The 26,139-nt window shown below is 52.4% G+C and carries 21 protein-coding genes; 14 read left to right on the forward strand and 7 right to left on the reverse strand.

Annotated features, from left to right (window positions below; all coding sequences use genetic code 11):
* Positions 1–23: 23 nt before the first annotated feature.
* From HNQ57_RS06940 to imuA, 3 genes are read right to left on the reverse strand one after another with little or no spacing between them, the layout of a single operon-like run.
* Positions 24–3,122 (reverse strand): error-prone DNA polymerase, encoded by a 3,099-nt coding sequence (locus HNQ57_RS06940; RefSeq protein ID WP_184461872.1) that lies wholly within the window; start codon positions 3,120–3,122, stop codon positions 24–26.
* 4 nt (positions 3,123–3,126) lie between these two features.
* Positions 3,127–4,620 (reverse strand): Y-family DNA polymerase, encoded by a 1,494-nt coding sequence (locus tag HNQ57_RS06945; protein WP_184461874.1) that lies wholly within the window; start codon positions 4,618–4,620, stop codon positions 3,127–3,129.
* Positions 4,620–5,441, reverse strand: a complete 822-nt coding sequence (gene imuA, locus HNQ57_RS06950; protein WP_184461876.1) for a translesion DNA synthesis-associated protein ImuA — start codon at positions 5,439–5,441, stop codon at positions 4,620–4,622. The genes HNQ57_RS06945 and imuA overlap by 1 nt, the downstream gene beginning before the upstream one ends.
* Before the next feature lie 271 nt (positions 5,442–5,712).
* Between imuA and HNQ57_RS06955 the strand changes: the two genes are divergently transcribed.
* The 3 genes from HNQ57_RS06955 (at position 5,713) to HNQ57_RS06965 (ending at position 9,419) form a co-directional block, all read left to right on the forward strand.
* Positions 5,713–7,188, forward strand: coding sequence for an exonuclease domain-containing protein (locus tag HNQ57_RS06955; RefSeq protein ID WP_184461878.1), 1,476 nt, complete (start codon positions 5,713–5,715; stop codon positions 7,186–7,188).
* Positions 7,189–7,301: 113 nt separating this feature from the next.
* Positions 7,302–8,480, forward strand: coding sequence for a pyridoxal-phosphate-dependent aminotransferase family protein (locus HNQ57_RS06960; RefSeq protein ID WP_184461880.1), 1,179 nt, complete (start codon positions 7,302–7,304; stop codon positions 8,478–8,480).
* A 93-nt stretch (positions 8,481–8,573) separates the two neighbouring features.
* Positions 8,574–9,419 carry an HDOD domain-containing protein gene (locus HNQ57_RS06965; protein WP_184461882.1) on the forward strand — a complete coding sequence of 282 codons (846 nt, stop codon included), beginning with the start codon at positions 8,574–8,576 and terminating at the stop codon, positions 9,417–9,419.
* A 105-nt stretch (positions 9,420–9,524) separates the two neighbouring features.
* Here HNQ57_RS06965 and HNQ57_RS06970 read toward each other — a convergent pair whose 3' ends face one another.
* The 4 genes from HNQ57_RS06970 to HNQ57_RS06985 are packed head-to-tail and all read right to left on the reverse strand — an operon-like array spanning position 9,525 to position 13,027.
* Entirely contained in the window at positions 9,525–10,289 is a 765-nt protein-coding gene (locus tag HNQ57_RS06970; RefSeq protein ID WP_184461884.1) for a YciK family oxidoreductase, read from the reverse strand.
* Positions 10,290–10,303: 14 nt separating this feature from the next.
* Complete coding sequence (locus tag HNQ57_RS06975; protein WP_184461885.1) at positions 10,304–10,969, reverse strand: HAD-IA family hydrolase; 666 nt, start codon at positions 10,967–10,969, stop codon at positions 10,304–10,306.
* Positions 10,963–11,697, reverse strand: coding sequence for a bifunctional 2-polyprenyl-6-hydroxyphenol methylase/3-demethylubiquinol 3-O-methyltransferase UbiG (gene ubiG, locus HNQ57_RS06980; RefSeq protein WP_184461886.1), 735 nt, complete (start codon positions 11,695–11,697; stop codon positions 10,963–10,965). Before ubiG ends, HNQ57_RS06975 begins: the two co-directional genes overlap by 7 nt.
* A 1-nt stretch (position 11,698) precedes the next feature.
* On the reverse strand, positions 11,699–13,027 hold the full coding sequence (locus tag HNQ57_RS06985; RefSeq protein WP_184461888.1) for a TRZ/ATZ family hydrolase: 1,329 nt from the start codon (positions 13,025–13,027) through the stop codon (positions 11,699–11,701).
* 272 nt (positions 13,028–13,299) lie between these two features.
* Between HNQ57_RS06985 and gyrA the strand changes: the two genes are divergently transcribed.
* The 11 genes from gyrA (at position 13,300) to HNQ57_RS07035 (ending at position 26,139) form a co-directional block, all read left to right on the forward strand.
* The gene (gyrA, locus tag HNQ57_RS06990) at positions 13,300–15,942 is read left to right on the forward strand and encodes a DNA gyrase subunit A (RefSeq protein WP_184461890.1); all 2,643 of its coding nucleotides are present in this window, start codon (positions 13,300–13,302) and stop codon (positions 15,940–15,942) included.
* Positions 15,943–16,034: 92 nt separating this feature from the next.
* Positions 16,035–17,114 carry a 3-phosphoserine/phosphohydroxythreonine transaminase gene (gene serC, locus HNQ57_RS06995; protein ID WP_184461892.1) on the forward strand — a complete coding sequence of 360 codons (1,080 nt, stop codon included), beginning with the start codon at positions 16,035–16,037 and terminating at the stop codon, positions 17,112–17,114.
* 5 nt (positions 17,115–17,119) lie between these two features.
* Positions 17,120–18,265, forward strand: coding sequence for a prephenate dehydratase (pheA, locus tag HNQ57_RS07000; RefSeq protein WP_184461894.1), 1,146 nt, complete (start codon positions 17,120–17,122; stop codon positions 18,263–18,265).
* A gap of 43 nt (positions 18,266–18,308) precedes the next feature.
* The gene (hisC, locus tag HNQ57_RS07005) at positions 18,309–19,412 is read left to right on the forward strand and encodes a histidinol-phosphate transaminase (RefSeq protein WP_184461896.1); all 1,104 of its coding nucleotides are present in this window, start codon (positions 18,309–18,311) and stop codon (positions 19,410–19,412) included.
* Positions 19,405–20,313, forward strand: a complete 909-nt coding sequence (locus tag HNQ57_RS17850) for a prephenate dehydrogenase/arogenate dehydrogenase family protein (protein WP_226968204.1) — start codon at positions 19,405–19,407, stop codon at positions 20,311–20,313. Before hisC ends, HNQ57_RS17850 begins: the two co-directional genes overlap by 8 nt.
* Positions 20,314–20,338: 25 nt before the next feature.
* A complete protein-coding gene (aroA, locus tag HNQ57_RS17855) occupies positions 20,339–21,655 on the forward strand; it encodes a 3-phosphoshikimate 1-carboxyvinyltransferase (RefSeq protein ID WP_226968203.1) in 1,317 nt (438 codons plus the stop codon).
* The gene (gene cmk, locus HNQ57_RS07015; RefSeq protein ID WP_184461898.1) at positions 21,652–22,338 is read left to right on the forward strand and encodes a (d)CMP kinase; all 687 of its coding nucleotides are present in this window, start codon (positions 21,652–21,654) and stop codon (positions 22,336–22,338) included. The genes aroA and cmk overlap by 4 nt, the downstream gene beginning before the upstream one ends.
* Before the next feature lie 134 nt (positions 22,339–22,472).
* Positions 22,473–24,155, forward strand: a complete 1,683-nt coding sequence (gene rpsA / locus HNQ57_RS07020; RefSeq protein ID WP_008247152.1) for a 30S ribosomal protein S1 — start codon at positions 22,473–22,475, stop codon at positions 24,153–24,155.
* Positions 24,156–24,261: 106 nt separating this feature from the next.
* Positions 24,262–24,558 (forward strand): integration host factor subunit beta, encoded by a 297-nt coding sequence (ihfB, locus tag HNQ57_RS07025; protein WP_008247153.1) that lies wholly within the window; start codon positions 24,262–24,264, stop codon positions 24,556–24,558.
* 81 nt (positions 24,559–24,639) lie between these two features.
* Positions 24,640–24,936 (forward strand): LapA family protein, encoded by a 297-nt coding sequence (locus HNQ57_RS07030; RefSeq protein ID WP_184461900.1) that lies wholly within the window; start codon positions 24,640–24,642, stop codon positions 24,934–24,936.
* 6 nt (positions 24,937–24,942) lie between these two features.
* The gene (locus HNQ57_RS07035; protein ID WP_184461902.1) at positions 24,943–26,139 is read left to right on the forward strand and encodes a tetratricopeptide repeat protein; all 1,197 of its coding nucleotides are present in this window, start codon (positions 24,943–24,945) and stop codon (positions 26,137–26,139) included.

Raw genomic sequence — 26,139 nt, forward strand, 5'->3', positions numbered from 1 at the left:
TGAGGGCTGTTCTTGGCGCTGTGTTAATGAAAATCATGTGACGCAGCGTCAACCCGCATAAGATGATCGTGGCGTTCAATACTGAACGCCACGACATGAATTACGGGTGTTGCATGACCCACTGCGGCTTTTTGTACGCAGCCTTTCACAATGAGCACTTGGCCTTGCAATAGGGCTTTTTGATAGTGTTCTTGTACCGCTGGCCACACAATAATATTGCTGTTGCCGGTTTCATCTTCTAGCGTTACAAACATCACCCCTGAAGCGCTGCTCGGTCGCTGTCGACAATTAACTAGCCCGCCAATACGAATAAACCGGCCGTTATCGATATGTTTTAAATCTTCCGCACGGGCGCAATTTGCAAACAGTTTGTGGCTGCGTAGCAAGGCCAGTGGATGCCGTCGCAGGCTGAGGCCGGTATGGCGATAGTCGCTGAGCACTTCCTCGGTTTCCACGGGGGCGCTAAGTTGAATAGTGTCATTTTGCGCGGGGTGTAAATTGCCTAGGGGCGCAGCGGCCTGCCATGCACTGATTTCCCACAGGCTTTGATAGCGGTGCAAATTAAAACAGTGGAAGGCGTCGGCCTGCACCAGTTGTTGCCAGTATTGCTTGGCGATAGTAAACCGGGTGCAAAAATCGTCAATACTGTGGAATAAGGCTGCACGGCGTACCTGGCAAAGGTGCTCAGCGCTGCGTTTGGGTAAGCCTTTAATGAGGCGTAAGCCGAGGCGTAGGGCTGGGGCAGAAGGCTCGTCTTCGAGACGATGGTCCCAGTCGCTGTGGTTAATGCAAATAGGCCTTACTTCAATGCCGTGACGGCTGGCGTCTTGTATTAATTGCGAGGGCGAATAAAAGCCCATGGGCTGACTATTCAATAGACCGCAATAGAACGCTGCTGGGTAGTGGCATTTAAGCCAAGCAGAGGCGTAGGCGAGCAGAGCAAAACTGGCGGAGTGGGATTCGGGGAAACCGTAGGCGCCAAAGCCTTTCATTTGACTGAATAGTCGCTCGGCGAAGTCTTCGCTATAGCCGCGCTCGCGCATACCGTTGACTAGCTTGCTGCGGAATTTTCCTAAATCGCCGTTTTTGCCCCAGCTCGCCATAGCCCTGCGTAGCTGGTCGGCTTCACCACCACTGAAACCGGCGGCGACCATCGCCAGTTGAATAACCTGTTCTTGAAAAACCGGTACGCCGAGGGTGCGTTTTAATACCCGTGCGATGGCGTCATTTTCATATTCGGCTTTTTCTAAGCCCTGCCGTCGCTGTAAAAACGGATGCACCATACCGCCTTGAATAGGGCCGGGCCTGACAATGGCAATCTGAATGACGAGATCGTAAAAGGTGCGGGGTTGTAGTCTTGGTAGCATGGTCATCTGCGCGCGGGATTCAATTTGAAAGACCCCGACGCTGTCGGCGATGCAGAGCATTTGATAGGTGGCGGGGTCTTCAGCGGGTATATCGCTGAGTTGGTGAACACTGCCGCCAGCGGAGCTGATATAGCTAAGGCTTTTACGCAGGGCGCTGAGCATACCAAGCGCGAGCACATCAATTTTCATCATACCTAGCGCTTCTAAGTCTTCTTTATCCCACTGAATAATGGTGCGCTCGGGCATGGCCGCATTTTCAATGGGTACCAAACTGGCGATGGGGTCGCGGGTAATGACAAAGCCGCCAACGTGCTGGGATAAATGCCGAGGGAAGCCCAAGATCTCATTGAGTAAACTCATAAATTGCTGGACTGGCAGGCTGGCAGTGTCGAATTGACTTTCTTCTAAGCGCTGAATAAACGTGTTTTTATCGTCCCACCACGCCATGTTGCCAGACAGCTTCTGCAGCAGGTAGTCGTCTAAACCCATGGCTTTGCCCACATCTCGCACAGCACTGCGCCGCCGGTAGCTGATAATGGTGGCGGCGAGGGCGGCGTGCTGGCGACCGTATTTTTTATAAATGTATTGAATAACTTCTTCGCGGCGCTCGTGTTCAAAATCGACATCAATATCGGGCGGCTCATCGCGTTCTCGGGAAATAAATCGCTCAAATAATAATTGTCCTCGCGAGGGGTCTACCTCGGTAATAAACAGGCAGTAACACACCGCTGAATTGGCGGCGGAACCTCGGCCCTGGCAGAGAATACCTTGGTTGCGGGCAAACTGGACAATGTCGTAAACCGTTAAAAAATAATGCTCGTACTTTAGCTCGGCAATTAAGCCTAGCTCCTTTTCGAGTAGGCTTTTAACCAGTTCCGGTATGCCTGTTGGCCAGCGCCGCTGGGCGCCGTGCAAGGTGATTTCCCGCAGAAATTCACCTGCGTTTTTGTGCATGGGCACCACTTCATTAGGATACTGATAGCGCAGCTCTGCCAGGCTAAATGTGCAGCGCTCGGCAACGGCGACGCTTTCTTTGAGTAAGTCGGCGGGGTAGTCGCGCTGCAGCAGTGGCAGTGGTTTAAGGTAGCGTTCGCTATTGGCCTGTACTTGGCTACCAAGGGCTTGCACCGAGGTATTAAGGCGAATCGCACTGAGTATGTCTTGTAAGGGCTTACGCTGGCGGCAGTGCATATGCACATTGCCACAGGCGACCATATTAATGTCGTGGTGGCGAGCAATTTGGTAGCGTTTAAAATAGTAGGGTTCAGATTGCTGCTGGCCGTGAAAGCTAACGCCGAGCCAGAGCCGATCTTTGAAATATTTTTTCAACTCGCTAGCGTGGCTCTCCGTTTCATCGGGATTAATCCAAATCGCTAAACAGTGCTGACTATAGCGGCGTACATCGCCTAAGTTTAATTGGTAGTTGCCTTTGCTGCTGTGCAGGCGGGCACGGCTGATCAGGGAACACAGCTCGGTATAGGCCTGCCGTGTTGGTGCGAGCATGACCAGATGAATACCTTCATCGAGAATGAATTCGGCGCCACAAATTAATTTAATATTGTGTTCTTTACTGGCGCGGTAAGCCCGCACTATGCCAGACAGTGAGCATTCGTCGGTAATCGCAATCGCGCTATAGCCCAGTTCAGCGGCGGTAGCGACTAGCTCTTGAGGATGGGAGGCGCCCCGCAAAAAACTGAAATTGCTCAGACAGTGAAGCTCGGCGTAAGACGCGGGTGCAGGCGTTATATTAGGCATATGACTAGCCGAAAAAACCGTGTAAAAACCAGCGCCGGTTCAGGCAGTCTTTAAACACCCAGCACAGCGCGCCGTGTTGGTGGCGGGCAATATAGTAGTCGCGGGTTTGACGCTGCTGCCACCACTGGCCGTCGAAACGTTCTGGACCTTGTAATAAATGCAGCTTGCCTTGCCAAAATAAGCCGTCGGCAGTTTCGCTGATGGCCTCTGGGGGATGGCAGAGCCAATTTGGTCGAAGTAAATCCGCGGAGTTAGGCGCTGTCGCTTGCATCGCTGGAGGCTTTAGTTTGTGCTTGCTAGGTGTTTGGCTTGCCGTGTGAGCGTCGTGAAGTATCCAGTTTAATTCCGGGAGGTGGGCGTCCTGTAAGGAAAATTGATGGCAGCGCTGGGAGCCTAGTCTCAGTCGTAGTTTGTCTAATACTTGCGCCGTTTTTTCCTGTTGTTTGCTGCTATTTGCGGTATCGAATAATTGCTCGCTGTGTTGCTCGTTACCAATAAATTGCTCGCAGCGCAGGCTTAGCGTTTCTACCGCGCCCTGCAAACTGAGGGGTTCTAAGCGTAGCATGACCAGTTCAATGAGGCTGCGACGATCAAAATGGCGCTGACTCAGGTTCAAAGACCAGGCCTCTTTGCTCCCGTCTAAATAGTGGAACTCCCATTGCAAATCGCGATTTAGACACTGGCGCAGACGCAGATAGTGTTCCAGCTCACTGAGTAGAGCCGAAATAGGAAAACGCAGCTGCTGCTTGCTGTGCAGGCCGCCATCAAAATGGCGCTGGCCATTAAACGTGTCGGGGGGCGCAAACTTGGGCCGAATGTCAGTCTGCTCGCCCTGTAATTTAGCCAGCGCAGTGGCGATGTCTTTACCAAAGCGGCGCTCAAGTTCGGCGCGGGGTAGGTCTTGGATATTGCCGAGCGTGCGCATGCCCATTTCTCGCAAAGTATTCAGGGTCTTGGGCGCGAGCGGTAAAAGGCTGATGGATAGTGCTTGTAGAGCTTTATTTAATTCGTCTTGATGAAGCAGGCCTGCGGCATTCACTAACTTGGCGGGGCTGATATTTTGGTGGCTGAGCAATTCTGCCGCCAGTGGGGTGTGGGCAATCCCTAGTTGTACGCGAAGACCACGCCGCCGAAAGGCGCTAATGAATTTGCGATAGAGTCGCGCCAGGTTTTTAAACAAACGCAAAGATGCACTCAACTCTAGCAACACGGCATTGGGCGGGCAAAGGCAGACATCGCCACTGAAGCGGTAAGCCCAGAGCGCAATATTCTCTAAACACTGTTGCTCGGCCTGTAAGTCGCGAGGACGAAGTTCGAGGGCGCTACATAAACTCATTGCGCTCGACGCCGACATGCCAGCAGCGATTCCCGCTTGTTGAGCTGCATCATTCGCCATAACGATAATATTGTTATGGCGTAGTGCCAGCATGCCAGCTGAGGACTTGGCGCCGAGGGCGTCGAGTGGCAGCGCAGGCAGCCGCAGGCATAACCACAGCATTAGTGAGACGGCTCGTTGCTGCCAGTCTTGCTGATTCTAACAGCGCTGTCTTGCTGCGTTGCCTTTGCGAATATAGCGGTATTGGCGAGTAAATTGATTTTGCGCAGGCCTTGGAGCTGAGTCTGTGTTTTTGCGACAGGTAGGCTGTTATAGACCGGCCATGTCACTGCGGCACTTTGCTGTAAATACAGGGCGGCGGGCCGGGCTAATTGCAGTTGCTGCCCGGCATGGCCGCCTTGCTGCTTAATGATATTAATCTGTAGGGCTTGCTGTGCGGCGCGCAAATTTAAGCGCAGGGGGGCGGGGGATATCTGCTGGGCCAAGCTCGCGGGGCGAAAATGCAGATGCCAGCACTGGCCCTCTAGGGCGGCAATGTGCAGGCGACGTAGCTGCCTATCATTCAGGTTCGGTTCACTAAACCAGCTTAATACTGCGCTATACGCGCCGCTGCGCAGCAACTCTTCTGCTGCCCAAAGCTGATCGGCTAAGGTTTTTGGTCTGACCAACAGTTGCTTGTCCACCGCCAAGCCTTGCGTGGCCAAGGCCGGGGTATAGGGTAAATAAGGTGGGTTTAACCACGCCATTGGTCGATCTGTGAGATGTTCGCGGAGGGCTGGAAGCAAAAGCCACAACTCACCAATACCATACTCGCCCAGTAACTCAGTGGAGCCGCTGCGGGGCCAGCCGCCGATGTACAGGGCACTATCTAGTGCGCTAAAGCCAGTGCAACGGCGATCGCTAACTGCCACCGAACTGCGGAGTTGTTGGCCTCGCCAGAGTTTGCGCTCATCGAGTAATTGATTGAGAGAGTGATTTTTCATAGCGCCGCACAAAATACATTAGCAGACATTTGCTGTATGTATATACAGTATATTATGTGGTGGAAATGTCAATGCTGGATAAGATGGTGAAAATTGGCAGCTCTATAGTTTTGGTGCTTCTTGTATTTGTTGGTGATGAGGTATCTATTTTATGTCGATCACCTTTGGGTGGTTTATCATGCAGGATACGTTTTCGTTTTAGGTTGGTTTACATGAGATTGTCTTTTTGCTCCGCGCCTAGATTCATCGCGATGCCACTCAGGGGTGGTCAGTGTTAGGCCATCACCGCTTTGCCTTAGTCGATCTTGAGACCACGGGTGGGCAAGCCAGTCAAGATCACATCATGGAAGCGGCGGTTCGCGTTATTGGCGGCGATGTGGATCTGGAGTGGCAGTCTTTAATTGATCCTCTTTGTTCGGTGCCTTCCTTTATTCAAGGTCTTACCGGCATCAGTAATAGTATGTTGCGGGGCAAACCACGATTTTCTGACGTGCAGGAAACCCTGTGGTCGTATTTAGATGGCGCCATTTTAGTTGCCCACAATGCCCGCTTTGATGCGGGGTTTTTGCGCGCTAATTTTGCGCGTTATGGCCGCGACTACCGGCCTCGTGTTTTATGTACGCTGAAATTGGCGCGTACCTTGTACCCCGATTGGCCAAAGCACGGTTTGGAGGCAATCTGTGCGCGGATTGGTTTTTACTCAGAGGTACATCACCGAGCGATGGCCGACGTAGATGCGATGAAAGCTTTTCTCGACTACGCCCGCGCCGATAAAGGCGAAGCCGTTTTTAATTTTGAAGTCGGTTTGCTGTTGGACTTGCCGGTGCTGCCGCCGTCTATTCGTCAGGCTGATATTGATGCGATTCCCTGTGAGCCAGGTATTTATCGCCTATTGGGCGAGGCGGGGGAGTTGCTGTATCTGGGCGGCGCTCGGTCTCTGCAGGAGCAGGTGCTCTCTCATTTTGAAAACGCCACTGGCGACAGTAAAGCGGCAAAACTGGCGCGCCGAGTAGATGCCGTTCAGTGGCAGATACTGGCAGGTGAGTTATCTGCTGGCCTGCATTTAAGTGCCGCCCTTCGTCACGAAAAGCCCTTGCTACAGCGTCGTGCTAAAGCCTTGGGTAAGCCCTGTTGCGTGCGCTTTATCACTGAAGACAGTGGCGAGCTACAACTGCGATTACGTTCTGGTTTACCCGCCAACATAGCGCAGACCGGTGAGTTGGTTGGGCTATTTCGCGAACGTAAACACGCGAAAACCCGTATTAGAGAGTTGGCGAAAGAACATCAGCTTTGTCTGCGACGTTTGGCGGTGCTTGTTGAGGGGGAGTTATGTGAGTGTGGTGCTTGCGCTTTAACTGCTGAGGGGGCAGGTGAGTCAGCAGTAGCGTCGGCGGCTGACTTTGCTGCACGAGTGAAAGCGGCGTTTGCCGGATATTTGTATACGCCGTGGCCTTTTGCCGAGCCAGTGTTGATTCATGAGGATAATGGCGCAGGCTTTAGCGAATGCCATTTAGTGTATGACTGGCGGCATTTCGGCAGTTTTCGCTGGAACGCTGAACGTGGGCAGTTACTTGAATTAAGCGGCTCAGCTGAACCGCTAGACTTGGCTGCGGCGCGGCGTATATGTGAGCAAACCCAAGAGTTTCGCTATGAGCATTACCGCTTATTGCGTGCCTTTCAGCATAATTTAAAGTGGCAGCCATTGTCACAATTTACTGCGACCATAGGTGATGAATACACGGCGTAAACTCGGTCTCTACCCTTGCGCGCTAATCAGGTATAATCGCCGCCAACATAGTCGTTCTATTTAATACAGCTGCTTGCACTCGTTGCGCGGCAGCAGATCAGTGAGATTTTCTTATGGCCATTTCTTCGTTTCATCCTCCTCTTCGCACTTTGATGGGTCCCGGTCCTTCTGATGTGCATCCGCGTATTCTTGAAGCGCTGGGTCGGCCAACACTGGGCCATCTCGACCCCTTGTTTGTGGGCATGATGGATGAAACCAAAGAGCTGTTGAAATATGCGTTTCAAACCAGCAATGAATTGACCTTACCCATTTCTGCGCCGGGTTCAGCCGGCATGGAAGCCTGTTTTGTTAATTTGCTCGAGCCGGGTGATAAAGCGCTGGTGTGCGTGAACGGCGTATTCGGCAATCGGATGATTGAGAATGTGACGCGCTGTGGCGCCACTGCGATTCGCCTCGATTTTGCTTGGGGTACGGCTGTTGAGCCCGCCGCTGTTGAGGCAGCTTTGAAAGAACATGGCGATATTAAGGTGTTGGCTTTTGTTCACGCTGAAACGTCTACCGGCGCCTTGAGCGACGCTGAAGCCCTGTGCGGTTTGGCTAAGCAATACGGTTGTTTGAGCATTGTTGATGCGGTGACCTCAATGGGCGGCGTGCCGCTATTGGTTGATAAGTGGCAGGCTGATGCCGTTTACTCGGGTAGCCAGAAGTGTCTGTCGTGCACACCGGGCTTGTCGCCGGTGACGTTTAGCCCCGCGGCAGTGGCAGCCATTAAAGCCCGTAAGCATCCAGTGCAGAGCTGGTTTTTAGATATGAATCTGATCTTGGGCTATTGGGGGGAAGGCGGTAAACGGGCCTACCACCACACAGCGCCGGTCAACGCCTTGTACGGCTTACATGAGTCGTTGGTTATGCTGCAAGAAGAGGGTTTAGAGAATGCGTGGCAGCGTCACGCCACCATGCATAGCGCCTTAGCTGCGGGCTTAGAATGCCTGGGTGTGGAGTTTGTCGTGGCAGCGGAGCAGCGTCTGCCCCAGCTTAATAGTGTTTATATTCCTGCTGGCGTAGACGATGCAACGACCCGCCAATACTTGTTGGCCAAGCACGATTTAGAAATTGGCGCTGGTCTGGGCGATCTTGCCGGTAAAGTCTGGCGTATTGGTTTGATGGGCTATAGCGCCAAGCCTGAAAATATTCGTTTGCTGTTGTCGGCATTGGCCGCTGCGATGTTGGCGCAAGGCTACGAGTGTGACGCGAGCGTCGCACTTGCCGCTGCCGATGCCGTATTAGCGTAAATTTAGTCGCTGCAGAAATCATTGCAGCGGCAATTTATCTGCTAATCTTTAGGTATCGCAGTTCCCGCTACCTTAAATGATGAGTGTGTCGACGTGAGTTCAAGTACCCCTTTGATTGAGCAAATCCGCGCGGATTTGCTGCAGGCGATTGAAAATGATGCCGTTGTACTGCCGACCTTGCCAGAAGTGGCCTTGGAGATCCGCGAGGCAGCCAGCGACCCAGACGTCAATATTGCAATGCTGGCCACCATTATTGAAAACGACAGCTCAATAGCGGCGAGAATTTTACGGGTTGCCAATAGCTCTCTACTGCGTGGTTTACAACCGATTAACGACGTAAAAGGTGCTATCGGTCGTATCGGTCTGGGTTATACCAGTACCTTGGTGACGACCTTGGCGATGCAGCAAATCTTTCTGTCGACCAAAGAGTCTTTAAATCAGCGCATGCGCAGCATTTGGGTGCAGAGTACCGACGTTGCGGCGATTTCTTATACCTTGGCGAAATCTCAGCTTCATCTCAAACCAGAGCTGGCCACACTCGCGGGAATTATTCACCAGATTGGCGCTTTGCCAATATTGTCTTATGCGGTTGGTCGAGGTTTTTTACGGGACCATCCCGAGTTGCTAGACCAGACTTTGCTAGAACTGAGTCCAGAAGTGGGGCGCCGAATTCTAGAGGTTTGGGGTTTTGCCCAGGAGTTAATTGTTGTTCCTGAAGGCTGCGCCGATTTTAGTCGTGATATTGAAAAAGCGGATTATGCCGATATTGTCACCGTAGCAAGATTGCAAACGTATGTCGGTACGCAGCACCTCTTGGCGGAAGTTGATTGGGCTGACGTGACCGCATTTGCGCGACTCGGTTTGCCGGTAACACCGGGTGAGGGCGATGAGGCCTATCAGCAGCAAATTGAATTGATGCAGGGAATGCTCCGCGATTGAGGTGATCTCATTGCGGTGCGTACTCATTAATTTGATGAGCAGCGCGTCTCACGCTGCTGTATTTCTTTCCGAAAGGCGTCGTTCAATAATTGCTTCTTGATAAGTTTAGTCTTTTGGCTGGGCGTCAAATTGCTGGCCGTTTACCTTCGCGCTAGCGTCACTCATTAAATACAAATACAGCGGCATAATGACGTCGGGTAGCGGATTGTCCTGCGGGTTTTCGCCTGGGTAGGCGGTGCGGCGCATAACGGTTTGGGTGGCGCCGGGGTTGATGGTGTTAACCCGCGTGTTGTTTAGCTCAAACTCTTCGTCGGCCAAGACCTGCATAAAACCTTCGGTGGCGAATTTAGACACCGCATAGGCGCCCCAAAACGCCCGACCTTTGCGGCCGACACTGGACGAGGTCAACACAATAGAGGCTGAGTTGGCGGCGGCTAACATTGGAAGCAGTGCTTGGGTCATCATAAAGGCGGCGGTGATATTGACGTGCAATACGTCGTCCCAGCTGTCGACCGTGGTTTGCGTCAAGGTACGGCGCTGGCCGAGTATGCCTGCATTGTGAAGCAGGCCGTCGAGGCGACCAAACTCTCGCTCAATGGTATTGGCCAGTTCTTCGTAATCTTTCATTACTGCGCCGCGTAAATGCACGGGGTAGATGGCAGCTTGGGGGTAGCCCGCAGCTTCTATCTCATCGTAGACCGCTTCCAGTTTTTCAACGGTGCGGCCCAGTAAAATAACGGTGGCGCCGTGCTTGGCAAAACTCAGCGCGGCAGCGCGGCCAATACCGTCGCCGGCACCGGTGACTAAAATAATTTTACCCGCCAAGCATTCGGGGGCGGCACTGAAATCACTGGGGAGGCTTAGGGGCACGGATTATCCTCGGCTTAAGACGTATGCAGTTGGTTAATTAAGGGAATTAAATCTAGCGCTTGGGCGACGAGGTAATCGGCTGCCCAGCTTTCGGCGCTGTCTCCGGCTGAAACATAGCCGTAAGCGCAGGCTACCGTGCGCATGCTGGCATTGCGGCCGGCGTCGATATCGCGACGGTGGTCACCCACGTAAATGGTGTGAGCGGGCAGGCAATCGATTTCCTTGCAGGCCAAATAAATGGGTTCTGGGTGTGGCTTGCGGTTTGTTACATGGTCTGGGCAAATGGCGGTGGCGCAGCGCTGGTCTAGGCCCATTGCCGCGAGCAGTGGCTCAGTGAAGCGGGCGGGCTTATTGGTGACAATGCCCCACTTCAAGTCGAGTGCCTCGATATGTGCTAAGACCTCGCTCATGCCGGGAAATAGTGTAGTGCTGACCGCGAGCTGGGCCAGGTAGCGCTCGAGAAACTCATCAAGCAGGGCTTGGAAGCCGGCCTCGCCTTCTTGCTGTTGAAAGCCGAGACTGACTACCGCGCGGGCGCCATCGGACACCCGTTTGCGCACCTCATCATAGCTCTGTGGGGGCAGTTGGCGCTCGCCGAGCATGGCGTTCAAGACCGCGGTGAAATCCACTGCGGTATCAAGCAGGGTGCCATCCAAATCAAATAATACGGCTTTTAACATTGCAGTGGCTTCTTGACGTGAATCATGTAATTAACGTCGACATCTTTATCGTTAAGACGATAAGTGCGCAGTATGGGGTTGTAGGTCAAGCCCGTCATATGCTGCAGTTGTAAGTCGGCTTGACGGACCCAGTTGGCCAGCTCGGCAGGGCGAATAAAGCGGCTGAAGTCGTGGGTGCCGCGGGGCAGCATTTTTAATAAATACTCGGCGCCAACAATGGCGAACATAAAGGCCTTGGGGTTGCGGTTGATGGTTGAAAAATAAATATCGCCACCGGGTTTGCAGAGTTTGGCGCAGGCGCGAATGACTGACGATGGGTCGGGGACGTGTTCGAGCATTTCTAGACAGGTGACCACGTCGTAGCTGCCCGCCTCTGCTTCGGCGAGTTCTTCGGCGGTAATTTGTACATACTCAACCTTGGTGCCGGACTCTAGCTGATGCATGCGGGCGACGCTGAGTGGGGTTTCGCCCATGTCGATGCCTTTGACCGTGGCGCCGCGCTGGGCCATGGATTCAGACAGTATGCCGCCGCCGCAGCCGATATCGACAACCTTGCGCTCGGCTAAGGGCGAGCGCTCGTCAATATAGTTAACCCGCAGCGGGTTGATGTCGTGCAGGGGTTTGAATTCGCTGTTGCGATCCCACCAGCGGTGGGCGAGTTCTTCAAACTTGGCGATTTCTGCGGGGTCGACATTGCTAGTTGCGCTGCTTGAATGAGGCTGTTGCATTTTATTCTCCGCTAATTTTTTTGCGCCAGAGCTCGGCACGGGCAATGATGTCCCTGCTGTCTAACGTGGTCAGTTCGCCATTATCCAGTACCTTGCGGCCCATGATCCAGCTATAGCGAACCCGGTGGCTGATATTGGTGTACGCAATTTGGGAAACAGGGTTGTAAATGGGCTGTTGTTCCAGTGCCGAGAGGTCTATGGCAATGATGTCTGCCTGTTTGCCGACTTCAAGGCTGCCCACCAAGTGATCGATGTTTAGCGCTTTAGCGCCGTTGATTGTGGCCATTTCTAGGGCGTAACTGTCAGGCAGGGCGCTGGCGTCTTCTGCCACGGCTTTGCCCAGCAGGGCGGCGGTGCGCATTTCGCCAAATAGATCGAGGTCGTTGTTGCTGGCAGCGCCGTCGGTGCCAATAGCGACATTAATACCCGCCTTGCGCATTTTCTCGATGGGTGAAAAACCACTGGCCAGCTTTAAATTAGATTCTGGGCAGTGCACCGCGTGGCAGCCATGGCTGGCGAGTGTGGCAATATCCTCGTCGTTGAGGGCGGTTAAGTGCACGCACTGGGTTTTGGGGCCGAGCAAACCCAGCTCGGCGAGACGTGCGATCGGTCGCTTGCCCGATTGCGCCACGGCGTCATCCACTTCCTGTTGGGTTTCATGCAGGTGGATTTGAATCGGCACGTCTAGTTCGGCGGCAAAGGTCACAATGCGCTGCATGGCCTCGTCGCCCACGGTATAGGGGGCGTGGGGGCCAAAGGCAATATTAATAAGCTCGCTGTATTTGTGCTCGTCGAGCAGGGCGAGGCCTTTGCGGAAGTAATCGTTAGGGCCGCTGCCCCAGGCGCTTGGGAAATCGAATATAGGAAAGCTGAGCTGAGCGCGAATACCGGCTTTGCGCGCGACTTGGGCGGTAACTTCGGGGAAAAAGTACATGTCACTAAACGTGGTGGTACCACTGCGCAGCATTTCGGCAATGGCGAGTTCGCTGCCATCGCGCACAAAATCAGCATTTACCCATTGCCCTTCGGCGGGCCAGATATGGTCGTTAAGCCACGTATGTAGAGATTTGTCGTCGGCCATGCCGCGAAACAGGCTCATGGCGGCATGGCCGTGGGCGTTGATTAGGCCTGGCATCACGGCATGGTGGTCGAGGTGAAGGATCTCCTTGGCGGTGATGGCTTGGGCTTCGGTAGCCGGTAATATGGCGCTGATTACGCCGTCATTAATGGCGATGGCGTAATGGCTAAGCGGCGCGCTAGCTGGGGTGACCGGTATTATCCAGCGGGCAAAAATCAGGGTGTCGGCGCTATTGATTGTTGGGGCGGGCATAGGGCTGTCCGGATCCTGTTGAGCAAAGTCGCAAGTATACCCGCAAACAGAGCTGCTGTGGGCTGATTTGTCGCGATAGCACATTGATTTGCGGCGATTTTGAACTGTCTTAGGCCGTTGAAAATATGCTATCATCGCCCCTTTATTTTCTGCTTCGAGCTGTTGCGTCGTTTGCGGTGATGGTGTCAGTACTGGCTTAAATACCGGATGCGGCCGATTTCTCAGCGACAATGCTGCGAAGCGCGTATCCATAATAAGGAATTACCCCGTTCATGGCTGATATAGCTAAAGAGATTTTGCCGGTCAATATTGAGGATGAGCTAAAGCAGTCCTACCTCGATTATGCAATGAGCGTTATTGTGGGTCGGGCATTGCCCGACGTCCGGGATGGTTTGAAACCGGTTCACCGCCGGGTGTTGTTCGCCATGAGCGAACTCAATAACGACTGGAATAAGGGCTATAAAAAGTCGGCCCGTGTTGTTGGTGATGTTATTGGTAAATACCATCCCCACGGCGATTCCGCGGTGTATGACACCATCGTTCGCATGGCGCAGCCGTTTTCGCTGCGCTATATGCTGGTTGACGGCCAAGGTAACTTTGGTTCTATCGACGGTGATAACGCGGCGGCCATGCGTTATACCGAAATTCGGATGCGCAAAATTGCCCATGAAATCCTTGCCGATCTTGATAAAGAGACCGTGGATTGGGTGCCTAACTACGACGGCACTGAGCAAATTCCAGAAGTCATGCCAACAAAGATTCCTGCGCTGCTAATTAACGGCTCCTCAGGTATCGCGGTAGGTATGGCGACCAATATTCCGCCCCATAACCTCACCGAAGTGATTAACGGTTGCTTGGCAACCCTCGATAACCCCGATATCACCGTTGAAGAATTGATGGAGCACATTCCAGGCCCCGATTTTCCAACGGCGGCAATCATCAACGGCCGCGCTGGCATCGTCGAGGCGTATAAAACCGGCCGTGGTCGTATTTACATCCGCGCCCGCGCCGAAGTGATTATTGATGAAAAAACCCACCGCGAAACGATTATCGTCCACGAGCTGCCTTACCAGGTAAACAAAGCGCGTTTGATTGAAAAAATCGCCGAACTGGTTAAAGAGAAGAAAATAGAGGGCATTTCTGAGCTGCGCGATGAGTCTGATAAAGACGGTTTGCGCGTGGTTATTGAAATGAAACGCGGCGAAAGCGGCGAAGTTGTCTTAAACAACCTTTATGCCCAGACCCAGCTGCAGAATGTATTTGGTATTAATATTGTCGCCTTGGTCGACAAGCAGCCGCGCATTCTGAATTTAAAGCAGCTCATTGAATACTTTATTCGTCACCGCCGCGAAGTCGTTACTCGTCGTACTGTGTACTTGCTGCGCAAGGCGCGGGAGCGTGGTCATGTGTTGGAAGGTCTCGCGATTGCGATTTCCAATATTGATGAAATTATTACCACTATTAAAGCCTCGGCAACCACTCAAGAGGCGAAAGATGCCTTAATTTCTCGTCCGTGGAAATTGGGTGATGTGGCTGGCATGCTGGAGCGCGCTGGCGAAAATGCCTGCCGCCCAGACGATTTGGAAGACATGTACGGCATGCGCGACGGCCAGTATTACTTGTCGCCAGTGCAGGTGCAGGCGATTCTGGATCTGCGTCTGCAAAAACTGACTGGTCTTGAGCACGAGAAACTACTGGCCGAGTATCAGGAGCGCTTGCTGGAAATTGCCGAATACCTGAATATTCTGGCGAACCCCGATGTATTGATTGCGGTGATTCGCGGTGAGCTTGAGCAGGTTGTGGCTGACTACGGTGACGAGCGTCGCAGTGAGATCGTTGCCTCGCATCTGGACTTGAACCACGAAGACCTGATTCCTGAAGAAGACCGCGTTGTGACTATCTCCAATGGCGGTTACGCCAAGTCTCAGCCCTTAGACACCTACCAAGCTCAGCGTCGCGGTGGCATGGGCAAGTCGGCGACTTCGGTTAAAGATGAAGATTTTGTAGAGCATTTGCTGGTGGTGAACACCCATACTACCATTTTGTGTTTCAGTAATATTGGTAAGGTTTACTGGCTGAAGGTTTACCAAATTCCAGTCGCAGGCCGCAACTCGCGGGGCCGACCAATGGTGAATTTATTGCCACTGGGTGAAGACGAACGTATTACGTCAATATTGCCGGTTAATGAGTACACCGAAGGCTATTTCATCTTTATGGCCACCGGTCTGGGTACCGTGAAAAAGACCCCGCTAGAGGCCTTTTCGCGCCAGCGCAGTGTGGGTTTGCGGGCGATCGAGCTTGATGAAGGCGACGTGCTCATTGGCACCGCAATCACTAACGGTGAAAACGATATCCTGCTGCTGACCAGTGCGGGTAAAGCGGCGCGTTTTGCTGAAAAAGACGTGCGCGCTATGGGGCGTACTGCACGTGGTGTACGTGGTATCCGTATGGATGAAGGTCAGCGCGCTATCGCGATGATTATTCCCCAAGAGGCCGGTTGCGTGTTGACCGTGTCTGAAAATGGCTACGGCAAACGTACCTTGGTTGAAGATTTTCCTGCTAAAGGGCGTGGTAACCGCGGTGTTATCGCCATGGCCATGAGCGAGCGTAACGGCCCACTGGTTGGTGCCGTACAGGTGTTTGAAGGCGACGATCTAATGCTGATCAGTGATCAGGGCACATTGGTGCGTACCCGCACCGATGAAGTGTCGATTCTGAGTCGTAATACCCAAGGTGTTCGGGTTATTCGTCTTAAAGAAGACGAGCATTTGGTTGGCGTGCAGCGGGTAGACGAAGAAGACGAAGCGTTGCCATTGGATGAAGACGGCGAGCCCATTGTCGCAAGCGAAGCGGATGTGATTGCCGCTGAGCCAGACGATAGCGCCGGTGACGATGCGCCTGCGGTTGACGAATAAGTCTCCGCTAGGGAGAACGCTTTAAACTAAGTAAGGGTGGTGGAGCTAGTCTCCGCCACTGTTAAATTTTAATCTTTGGAGTGGCAACGTAAATGGCGCGTCGTTTTAATTTTTGTGCAGGCCCTGCTTCTATTCCTGAAGCCGTATTAACTGAAGCCGCCGAGCAAATGCTGGATTGGCAGGGACGCGGTTTGTCAGTAATGGAGATGAGCCACCGCTCCGATGAAATGGTTGGTATCGCCAATGAGGCTGAGGCTGATCTGCGCGAGTTGATGGGTATTTCCGACGACTACGCCGTGCTGTTCTTGCAGGGCGGCGCCAGCAGTCAATTCTCTGCCGTGCCCTTAAATCTGATGGGTGAAGGCAAGGTTGTTGATTATGTGAATACCGGTGAGTGGTCTAAAAAAGCCATTAAAGAAGCCAAACGCTATGCCAAAGTGAATGTGGTTGCCAGCTCGGAAGACACTAACTTCACTACAATTCCTGCTTTTGATAGCTGGAAGCTGAGCGAAGATGCGGCGTATTTGCATTACACACCGAATGAGACGATTGGTGGTTTGGAGTTTTTCTGGACACCAGAAAGTAAGGTGCCCTTAGTCGCCGATATGTCGTCGACTATTTTGTCGCGTCCGGTAGATGTGAATAAATTTGGCTTGATCTACGCCGGCGCCCAGAAAAACATCGGCCCTGCCGGTTTAACCATCGTTATTGTGCGTAAAGACCTGCTGGGTAAAGCTAACGCGATTACGCCAACGATGATGGATTACAAAACGGCTGCCGATAATGACTCTATGTACAACACGCCACCAACCTTGGCGTGGTACTTGGCGGGCTTGGTATTTAAATGGCTGAAGGCCCAGGGTGGTCTGGAAGCGATGGAAGTGATTAACCGCCGTAAAGCGGAAAAACTCTACGCTTATATTGATGCCAGTGGTTTTTACAGCAACCCTGTTGAAGTGGCGAGCCGCTCGCTGATGAATATTCCCTTTGTTTTGGCTGACGCAAGCTTGGACAAAGCTTTCCTTGCCGGCGCTGAAGAAGCGGGGCTGCTAAATTTGAAAGGTCACCGTTCTGTGGGTGGCATGCGCGCCAGTGTTTACAATGCGGTACCAGAAGAAGCCGTAGATGCCTTAATCGCCTACATGAAAACCTTCGCCGAACAGAATAGCTAATTACTATGAGTGAAAGCAAAACGTCGCCAGTAGATCTCAATACCCTGCGTCAGGATATCGATAGCATCGATACCCAGATACACGAATTATTGAATAGACGCGCCCGCTGTGCCCAGCAAGTGGCTGAGGTTAAATTGGCAGAATTCACGGCGGCCCAGCAGTTTGAGTCCAGTGGCGACAGTAATAGCTCGCAACAGTTATTATTTTATCGGCCCGAGCGCGAGGCCCAGGTTTTAGAGCGAGTAAAGGCGGCGAATAATGGCCCGCTGGCTGACGATACCGTGGCGTTTATCTTTCGCGAAATTATGTCGGCATGTTTGGCACTGGAAAAGCCGATGGAAGTAGCTTACCTCGGCCCCGGCGGCACCTTTACCCAAGCGGCCGCACTAAAGCACTTTGGGCACGCGGTGATCAGTTTGCCTCAGGCGTCCATTGATGGCGTGTTTGCTAAGGTAGAATCTGGGCAGTGTCACTACGGTGTGGTGCCAGTAGAGAACTCTACCGAGGGTATGGTTTCCCATACCTTGGATGCCTTTATTAATTCGCCACTAAAGATTTGCGGTGAAGTTGAACTGCGAATTCGCCTGCACCTCTTGGTAAGCAGTCAAACCTCTGGCAAAGAAATAAAGCGTATCTGTGCTCACCAACAGGCTTTGGCGCAAAGCCGCCGTTGGTTGGATGCGAATTTCCCCGGTATTGAGCGCGCTGCAGTAAGCAGTAATGGCGAAGCCGCGAGAATGGCGGCAGAGGAGGAGGGCGTCGCTGCGATAGCGGGGGATTTAGCGGAAAGCCAATACGGCTTGCAGCGCTTGGCAGGCAACATCGAAGATCAGCCCGACAATACCACCCGCTTTCTTATTATTGGCCGCGAGAATGTGTCGCCCAGTGGTCGTGACAAAACCTCTTTGGTGGTCTCTGCTCGCAATCGGCCCGGTGCCTTGTTTAAGTTACTTGAGCCCTTTCAAAAAGCCGATGTTATGCTGACTCGTATTGATACGCGGCCCTCGCGCAGCGAAACTTGGACCTATGTGTTCTTTATTGAGTTTGAAGGTCACCGTGAAGACCCGAAAATTATCGATATTCTCAATACCATTGAGCAGCATTCCATTATGTTTAAAGTCTTGGGTTCTTACCCCAAGGCGGCGCTTTAGTTATGTGTTTGCCCCTAGCCCTAATGCGGAAGGTAACTGAATAGTGAGTTGCGATGTATTTGCGCTGGCGAATGCCGGTGTGCGTGGTTTACAGCCCTACCAGCCGGGCAAGCCGATTGAGGAATTGCAGCGCGAGCTAGGCCTGAGTGATGTGGTCAAACTAGCGAGTAATGAAAATCCGCTAGGCCCGTCGCCACTGGCCTTGGCCGCGGCTCAGCACGCGTTAAAGCAGTTGCATTTATACCCTGACGCGAGTGGCTTTGAACTCAAGAAAAAGTTAGCGGCAAAATTGGGTGTGAGCGAGCAGCAGTTCACCCTTGGTAATGGCTCTAATGATGTACTTGATCTCATTGCCAGGACCTTTCTTGGGCCAGGCCGCTCAGCCGTCTTTTCCCAGCACGCCTTTATTGTTTACCCCATTGCCGTGCAGGCCGTGGGCGCTCGCGCGATTGTTACCCCTGCTAAAAACTGGGGTCACGACCTTGATGCCATGGCGGCGGCAATTGAAGCTGATACTCGTGTGGTGTTTATTGCCAACCCTAATAACCCCACTGGCAATTACTTAAATCGCGAAGAACTGTCGGCGTTTCTCGCCAAAGTGCCAGACCATGTGATGGTGGTGCTTGATGAGGCCTATATTGAATTTGCCGGTGCTGATGACTTTCCTGATGGCCTCGATTTTTTAAAAACTTATGCCAATATTATTGTCACTCGTACCTTTTCTAAAGCCTATGGCCTAGCGGGTTTGCGCATTGGCTATGGCATAAGCAGCGCTGAAACCGCCGATTTACTGAATCGTGTGCGAGCGCCTTTTAATGTCAGTGTTCCCGCCTTAGCTGCCGCGGTAGCGGTGCTCGACGACGACGATTATTTGCAGCGTAGTCAGCAGGTCAATCGGGATGGTATGCAGCAGCTATGTCAGGGTTTGGATTCGCTAGGTTTAGCGTATATTCCCTCGTTGGGTAATTTTGTCGCTATTGAGTTGGCGGGTGACGCCATGCCGGTTTATCAGGCGCTATTGCGCGAGGGCGTCATTGTACGGCCTGTTGGTGTGTATCAAATGCCCAAACACTTGCGGGTGTCGATTGGTCTTGAACACGAGAATCAGCGCTTTCTTGCTGCGCTGAAAAAGGTGTTGAGTGTCTAAGTTTTATATCAATAAACTCGCCATTGTCGGTCTTGGACTGATGGGCGGTTCACTGGCCCGTGCGCTGAAAGCGCAGGGCTCGGTGGGTGAGGTGGTCGCGACGGGACGCCGCGCAGCCTCCTTAGAAAAAGGTTTGGCGCTTGGGGTGATCGACGCATGGACTCTTGATATGAAAGAGGCCGTCGCCAATGCCGATGTGGTGGTTATTGCCACGCCGACTTTGATTGCTGAAAAAGTACTGGCTGAGCTGGCACCGTTAATGACGCCGTCGATGATCGTCACCGATGTTGCCAGTGTTAAGGGCAATATGCAGCGCGCCGCTGAGCGCGTATTTGGCGAGGTGCCCGCTAATTTTGTGATGGGGCACCCCATTGCTGGGTCTGAGCAGAGCGGCGTGGAGGCGGCCACCGTCGATTTATTTTTAGACCACCGTGTAATTCTAACGCCTTTGTCGACGACCGCTGAGCCAGCCATCGCACTGATACAGGCGATGTGGGAGGCTTGCGGCGCCGAAGTAGTGTGCATGGACGTGGCCGAGCACGACGCGGTGCTGGCGGCGACCAGTCATTTGCCTCATGTGCTGGCCTATACCCTTGTGGACGCGCTTGCTCAAAATGGTTCGGCGGCGGATATTTTTCGTTTTGCCGCAGGTGGTTTTCGCGATTTCACCCGTATTGCCTCCAGTGACCCGACCATGTGGCACGATATTGCTTTAGCAAATAAAGAGGCGATATTGCAAGGCATAGACGATTTTAGTGCCCATTTAGACAAGGTCCGCGCGGCGATTGCCAGCGGCGATGGCGACACCCTTTACGCGACCTTTGACCGCGCCAAGCGCGCTCGCGACGAACACTTTCTAGGGCAGTATCTCAGTCGGCAAAAGAAATCGCCCTCATCTTAATTCGCTTATTAAAGAGACTCTAATCGTGGAATTCCTATTGCAGCCCGGTGGTCAGATGCGCGGTACAGCCCGTGTTCCCGGCGATAAATCTATTTCCCACCGCTCTATTATGCTTGGTGCTATTGCAGACGGCATCACCACCGTAGACGGTTTTCTTGAAGGTGAAGATGCGCTGTCTACGCTTAAAGCGTTTCAGGCCATGGGCGTGCAAATTGAGGGGCCAGAAAACGGTCGCGTGGTGATTCACGGTGTCGGACGCGATGGTTTAAAGGCGCCTGCTGGCGATTTGTATGTGGGTAATTCCGGCACCTCAATGCGCCTGCTGGCGGGTTTACTGGCTGGTCAAAATTTTGATGTCACTATGACTGGTGACGTATCGCTGAGTAAACGACCCATGGAGCGCGTGGCTGCGCCGTTGCGCGCAATGGGCGCGGTGGTCGAAACGGGTGAGGGTGGACGTCCACCGTTAACCCTGCGCGGTGGTAGTAAATTACAGGGTATTGATTACGTGCTACCCATGGCTAGTGCCCAGGTGAAATCCTGTGTGCTACTGGCGGGCTTATACGCGGAAGGTCAAACCCGCACCACGGAGCCAGCGCCCACTCGAGATCACAGCGAGCGCATGCTGCGCGGTTTCGGCTACGATGTTCACGTCGCTGGCCCTGTGGCCACATTGCAGGGCGGCGGCCGTTTGTCAGCGGTGCATATCGATGTGCCTGCAGATATCTCCTCTGCAGCTTTCTTTATGGTGGCGGCGAGTATTTGCCCCAATGCCGATTTAACCCTTGAGCACGTTGGTATTAACCCCACCCGCGTTGGCGTCATCAATATTCTTCGCGCTATGGGTGGTGATATCACTGTCTTTAACGAACGCGAAGTGGGTGGCGAGCCAGTGGCAGATATTCGTATTCGCCATGCCAAGCTTAAGGGTATTAATATCCCGGAAGATCAGGTGCCTTTGGCGATAGATGAATTCCCAGTACTTTTCGTCGCAGCAGCCTGCGCCGAAGGCCGCACGGTATTGACCGGCGCCGAAGAGTTACGTGTTAAAGAGAGCGACCGTATTCAAGTCATGGCCGATGGTCTGCAGGCCATGGGTATTTCGGCTGTACCGACTGAAGATGGTATTGTCATCGAGGGCGGTCAAATTACCGGCGCAACAGTTAATAGCCATCACGATCACCGTATTGCCATGTCCTTTGCGGTGGCCTCGCTGCGCGCGACTAAAACAATTCGGATACAGGATTGTGATAATGTCGCGACCTCCTTCCCGAACTTCGTTGAATTGGCGGCGAGCTTGGGGATGCAGATCGAGCAAGTAGATGCTGAGAGTGCCTCATGAGTAATGTTCCCATTATTGCCATCGACGGCCCCAGCGGTTCCGGCAAAGGTACTTTGTGTCAGACCTTGGCGCGTCATTTTGGCTGGCACTTATTAGACAGTGGCGCTTTATACCGTTTAACGGGTATGGCAGCTGATCGTCACGGTATAGCACTAAACGACGAGCTGGCCGTTGCAGAGCTGGCCAAAAATTTAGATGTGCAGTTTGTGCCCGGCGCTGATGGCGAGCCGACTTTGGTGTTGCTGGAAGGCGATGACGTGAGTGGTGAGTTGCGCACTGAGAAAACGGGTTTGCTCGCCTCAAAAGTCGCTGTTCTGGGAGCGGTGCGGGATGCCTTGTTGCAGCGCCAGCGCGATTTTGCGCAGTTACCTGGCCTTGTGGCTGACGGCCGCGACATGGGTACAGTGGTGTTTACCGATGCGCCGCTCAAGATATTTTTAACCGCCAGCGCCGAGGAACGCGCCGAGCGCCGCTATAAGCAGTTGAAATCAAAGGGTGATAATGTTAATCTCGCGACCCTTTTAATGGAGATTCAGGCTCGAGATAAGCGAGATTCTGAGCGCGAACTGGCTCCATTAAAGCCCGCTGCTGACGCGATACAGCTTGATAGCAGTGGTTTGGGAATAGAAGAAGTGTTCGAACGGGTGTTGGCAGAAGCCAAGATTCGACTGCCTAGTTTGTAAAAGCGGGCAAAAAACCGTCACAGACAGCGCAAATACCAGCTGGCGTTGTTTTGGGGCAATATGAATTGACCCGTGTAAGCTGGATACGCGGCGATACGGTGGCGATGCCACTATTAATACTCAGGTAATGACTAATGAGCGAGAGCTTTGCTGATCTATTTGAAGAAAGTTTAAAAACCATTGATATGAAACCCGGTTCAATCGTGACCGGTGTTGTTATCGATATTGACAGTGATTGGGTTACCGTTCACGCCGGACTGAAATCTGAGGGTGTTATTCCTCGCGAGCAGTTCCTTAGCGAAAGCGGTGAGTTCATTCTGGCAATTGGTGACGAAGTTCAAGTTGCTCTAGAGTCGGTAGAAGACGGCTTCGGCGAAACTAAACTGTCACGTGAAAAAGCCAAGCGTGCTGAAGCATGGACTACTCTTGAAGCTGCCTATGAAGCTGAAGAAACCGTTATCGGTATCATCAATGGCAAGGTTAAAGGTGGTTTTACTGTCGACATCAACAGCATCCGCGCGTTTCTGCCCGGTTCATTGGTTGACGTTCGTCCGGTTCGCGATACTGCGCACCTCGAAGGCAAAGAACTCGAATTCAAAGTCATTAAGCTGGACCAGAAGCGCAACAACGTTGTTGTTTCTCGTCGCGCCGTTCTTGAGAGCGTAAACAGCGAAGAGCGCGAAGCGCTACTCGAATCTCTGCAAGAAGGCATGATTGTTAAAGGTATTGTTAAGAACCTGACTGACTACGGCGCATTCGTAGATCTGGGCGGTATTGACGGCCTGTTGCACATCACCGATATGGCTTGGAAGCGTATTAAGCACCCAAGCGAGATCGTGAATGTTGGCGACGAAATTGACGTTCGTATTCTTAAGTTCGACCGTGAGCGCAATCGCGTATCATTGGGTCTGAAACAGCTTGGCGAAGATCCATGGGTGGCTATCAAAGGCCGTTACCCAGAGAATTCACGCGTTAAAGCCAAGGTTACTAATCTGACTGACTACGGCTGCTTCGCTGAAATCGAAGAAGGCGTTGAAGGTTTGGTTCACGTTTCAGAAATGGATTGGACCAACAAAAACATTCACCCCTCTAAAGTGGTTAATGTTGGCGACGAAGTAGAAGTGATGATCCTGGATATCGACGAAGAGCGTCGTCGTATTTCTCTTGGTATCAAACAGTGCCAGCAGAACCCATGGGATGCTTTCGGTGGCCAGTTCACTAAAGGCGACAAGATCAAGGGCGCTATCAAGTCGATCACTGACTTCGGTATCTTCATCGGTCTAGACGGCAACATCGACGGTCTGGTTCACTTGTCAGACATTTCTTGGAACGAAACTGGCGAAGAAGCCGTGCGTAAGTTCAAGAAAGGCGACGAGATCGAGACGGTAATCCTGTCTATCGATCCTGAGCGCGAGCGTATTTCTTTGGGCATTAAGCAGCTTGAAGACGACCCGTTCTCTAACTACGTTGCTGAAAACGACAAAGGCGCCATTGTAAATGGTGTTGTTAAAGAAGTTGACGCTAAAGCCGCTATCATCGTGTTGAGCGAAGAAGTGGAAGGCGTACTGAAAGCCTCAGAAATCAGCCGTGATAAAGTTGAAGATGCGCGCAACGTCCTTAAAGTGGGCGAGACCGTTGAAGTTAAGATTATCAGTGTTGATCGCAAGAACCGCGCAATGACCTTGTCTATTAAAGCCAAGGACGTTGACGACGAGAAAGAAGCAGTTAAGTCACTGCGTGAGAAGGACACTGAGACCGTTGCACCTGCAACCACTATCGGTGACTTGATCAAAGCTCAGATGGAAAACAAAGACTAAGGTCTGCGTGACGCGCACTTATTGTGATAAGTGCGCGTAACTATCTGGCTTATATGCAAAAAAATGCTAAGCTAGGCTTGAATGTTGGCGACAACGGGAACAAGCAATGACCAAATCCGAGTTAATAGAACTAATCGCAGAGCACCAGCCTCAGCTGTCTCACAAGGACATTGAGTTGGCAGTGAAAACCATGATTGAGCATATGTCTCAGGTCTTGGCGACTGGCGATCGTATAGAAATACGCGGCTTTGGCAGTTTTTCGCTGCATTATCGGGAGCCTCGCATGGGGCGAAATCCAAAAACCGGTGATACAGTTGAGCTGCCTGGTAAATATGTTCCTCATTTCAAACCTGGTAAAGAATTGCGAGAGCGGGTAAACCTGAGTATTCAATCGGGCGCTTAGTTGCGGTATCTGCTGGCGTTATTTTTTAAGAAACGGTATGGTCTTTGGCTATATCGTTTTTTTTTGTGTGGATGAAACTGGATGCGCCTCATAGGTTCGATATTAGTGATTGTATTACTGCTTGCGGTGCTGGGCATTGGCTTGCTTTTTACACTAGAAAACGACGCGCTTGTGCCGCTGAATGTTCTGATTGCGGAGCTTCCTGCACAACGTCTGTCAACATGGATAATACTCGCGTTCTTCTTTGGGGGCGTATGCGGTCTATTGGCTGCGTCAATTGCCATATTGCGCCTTCAGGCGTCCCGGTTAAGCCTGCGCCGCCAGTTGGCTGCCAAGCCCGGTAAAGCGGTCGTGGAGAGTCGTGGTGCGGGTGTCTGAGTTTAAATGAGCAATGAGTTACTGCAGTTTGGGTTTTTTGTGGTCGCGGTGTCAGCGGGGTGGTTAGCGGGTTATTGCTATCGGCCACGGTTTGAAAAAAAAGACACTGATACCAGTAGCTCGTATTATAAAGGTCTTAATTACTTGCTCAGCGAACAGCCCGATGCTGCGGTGATGACGGTAATTAATGATTTGCCAGTCAATCTTGAAACACTTCCTACCCATTTAGCGCTCGGTAATTTACTGCGCAGTAAAGGTGAGGTTGATGGCGCGATCCGTGTCCATCAAAATTTGTTGTCGCGACCAAGTCTACCCCGAGAAAAACTTCACCAAGTCCATCTAGAGCTGGCTCGAGATTATATTTCTGCGGGTGTGTTAGATCGCGCTGAGCGCTTATTGAAAGATGTGGTCGATGAGTCAGAGGTGTTTCGCGCTGATGCCTTAGAGCATTTGCAGCATATTTATCAGACTGAACGCGAGTGGGATCACGCTATAGCCGTCGCGCTGCGCCGCTTGCCGCCCCGCAGTTGGTTGAAAAAGGCCCCGGTTGCTGGGCCTGCGGATCGCCGAGTTGAGCGCGCCTTAAGTCATTTTTATTGCGAAAAAGCCCAGTTGCTATTGGCCGAGCACAATTACAAAGAGGCGATAGTGGCCCTGCAAAGCGCCCGGCAGTTTGACCGGGATAATGTTCGCGCCTATATGCTGTCGGCCAATATTGCACTCAAACAACACAAGCCCGAGCTGGCGCTGGACTTACTGCATACCGCAATCGATAGGCAGGCGGCGTTTAGCTCGGAAATGTTGCCTTTGTTTCGCGAGGCCTTTGCTCGTTTTGGCGGGCGAGACGCTTATTTAGATGCCTTGCTTGGTATTGCTAAAAATACCGAGAGCTCAGCCTTTATTATTGAGGCGGCTGACTTGATGGCGGCCAAGGATGGCAGCGAGTTAACGCTTCAATATTTATTGGATGCAGCTCGTCAGCGTCCTACCCTTGGCTTATTGACAAAGGTGCTTGAGCAGCCCACGGCGGGAAGCGGTCAAACACTGGAGCTGGTGCAGGAGGTTTTGCTGAAATTGCGGGCAGAGCGCCCGGCCTATCGCTGCCGACAGTGCGGCTTTTCCGGTCAAAAGTTGCACTGGTTGTGTCCCAGTTGTGAGCAGTGGGGTACCATAACGCCCATTCGCGGAACCCAGGGTGATTAA

The organism is Zhongshania antarctica (genome assembly GCF_014202945.1).
GTDB lineage: Bacteria > Pseudomonadota > Gammaproteobacteria > Pseudomonadales > Spongiibacteraceae > Spongiibacter > Spongiibacter antarcticus.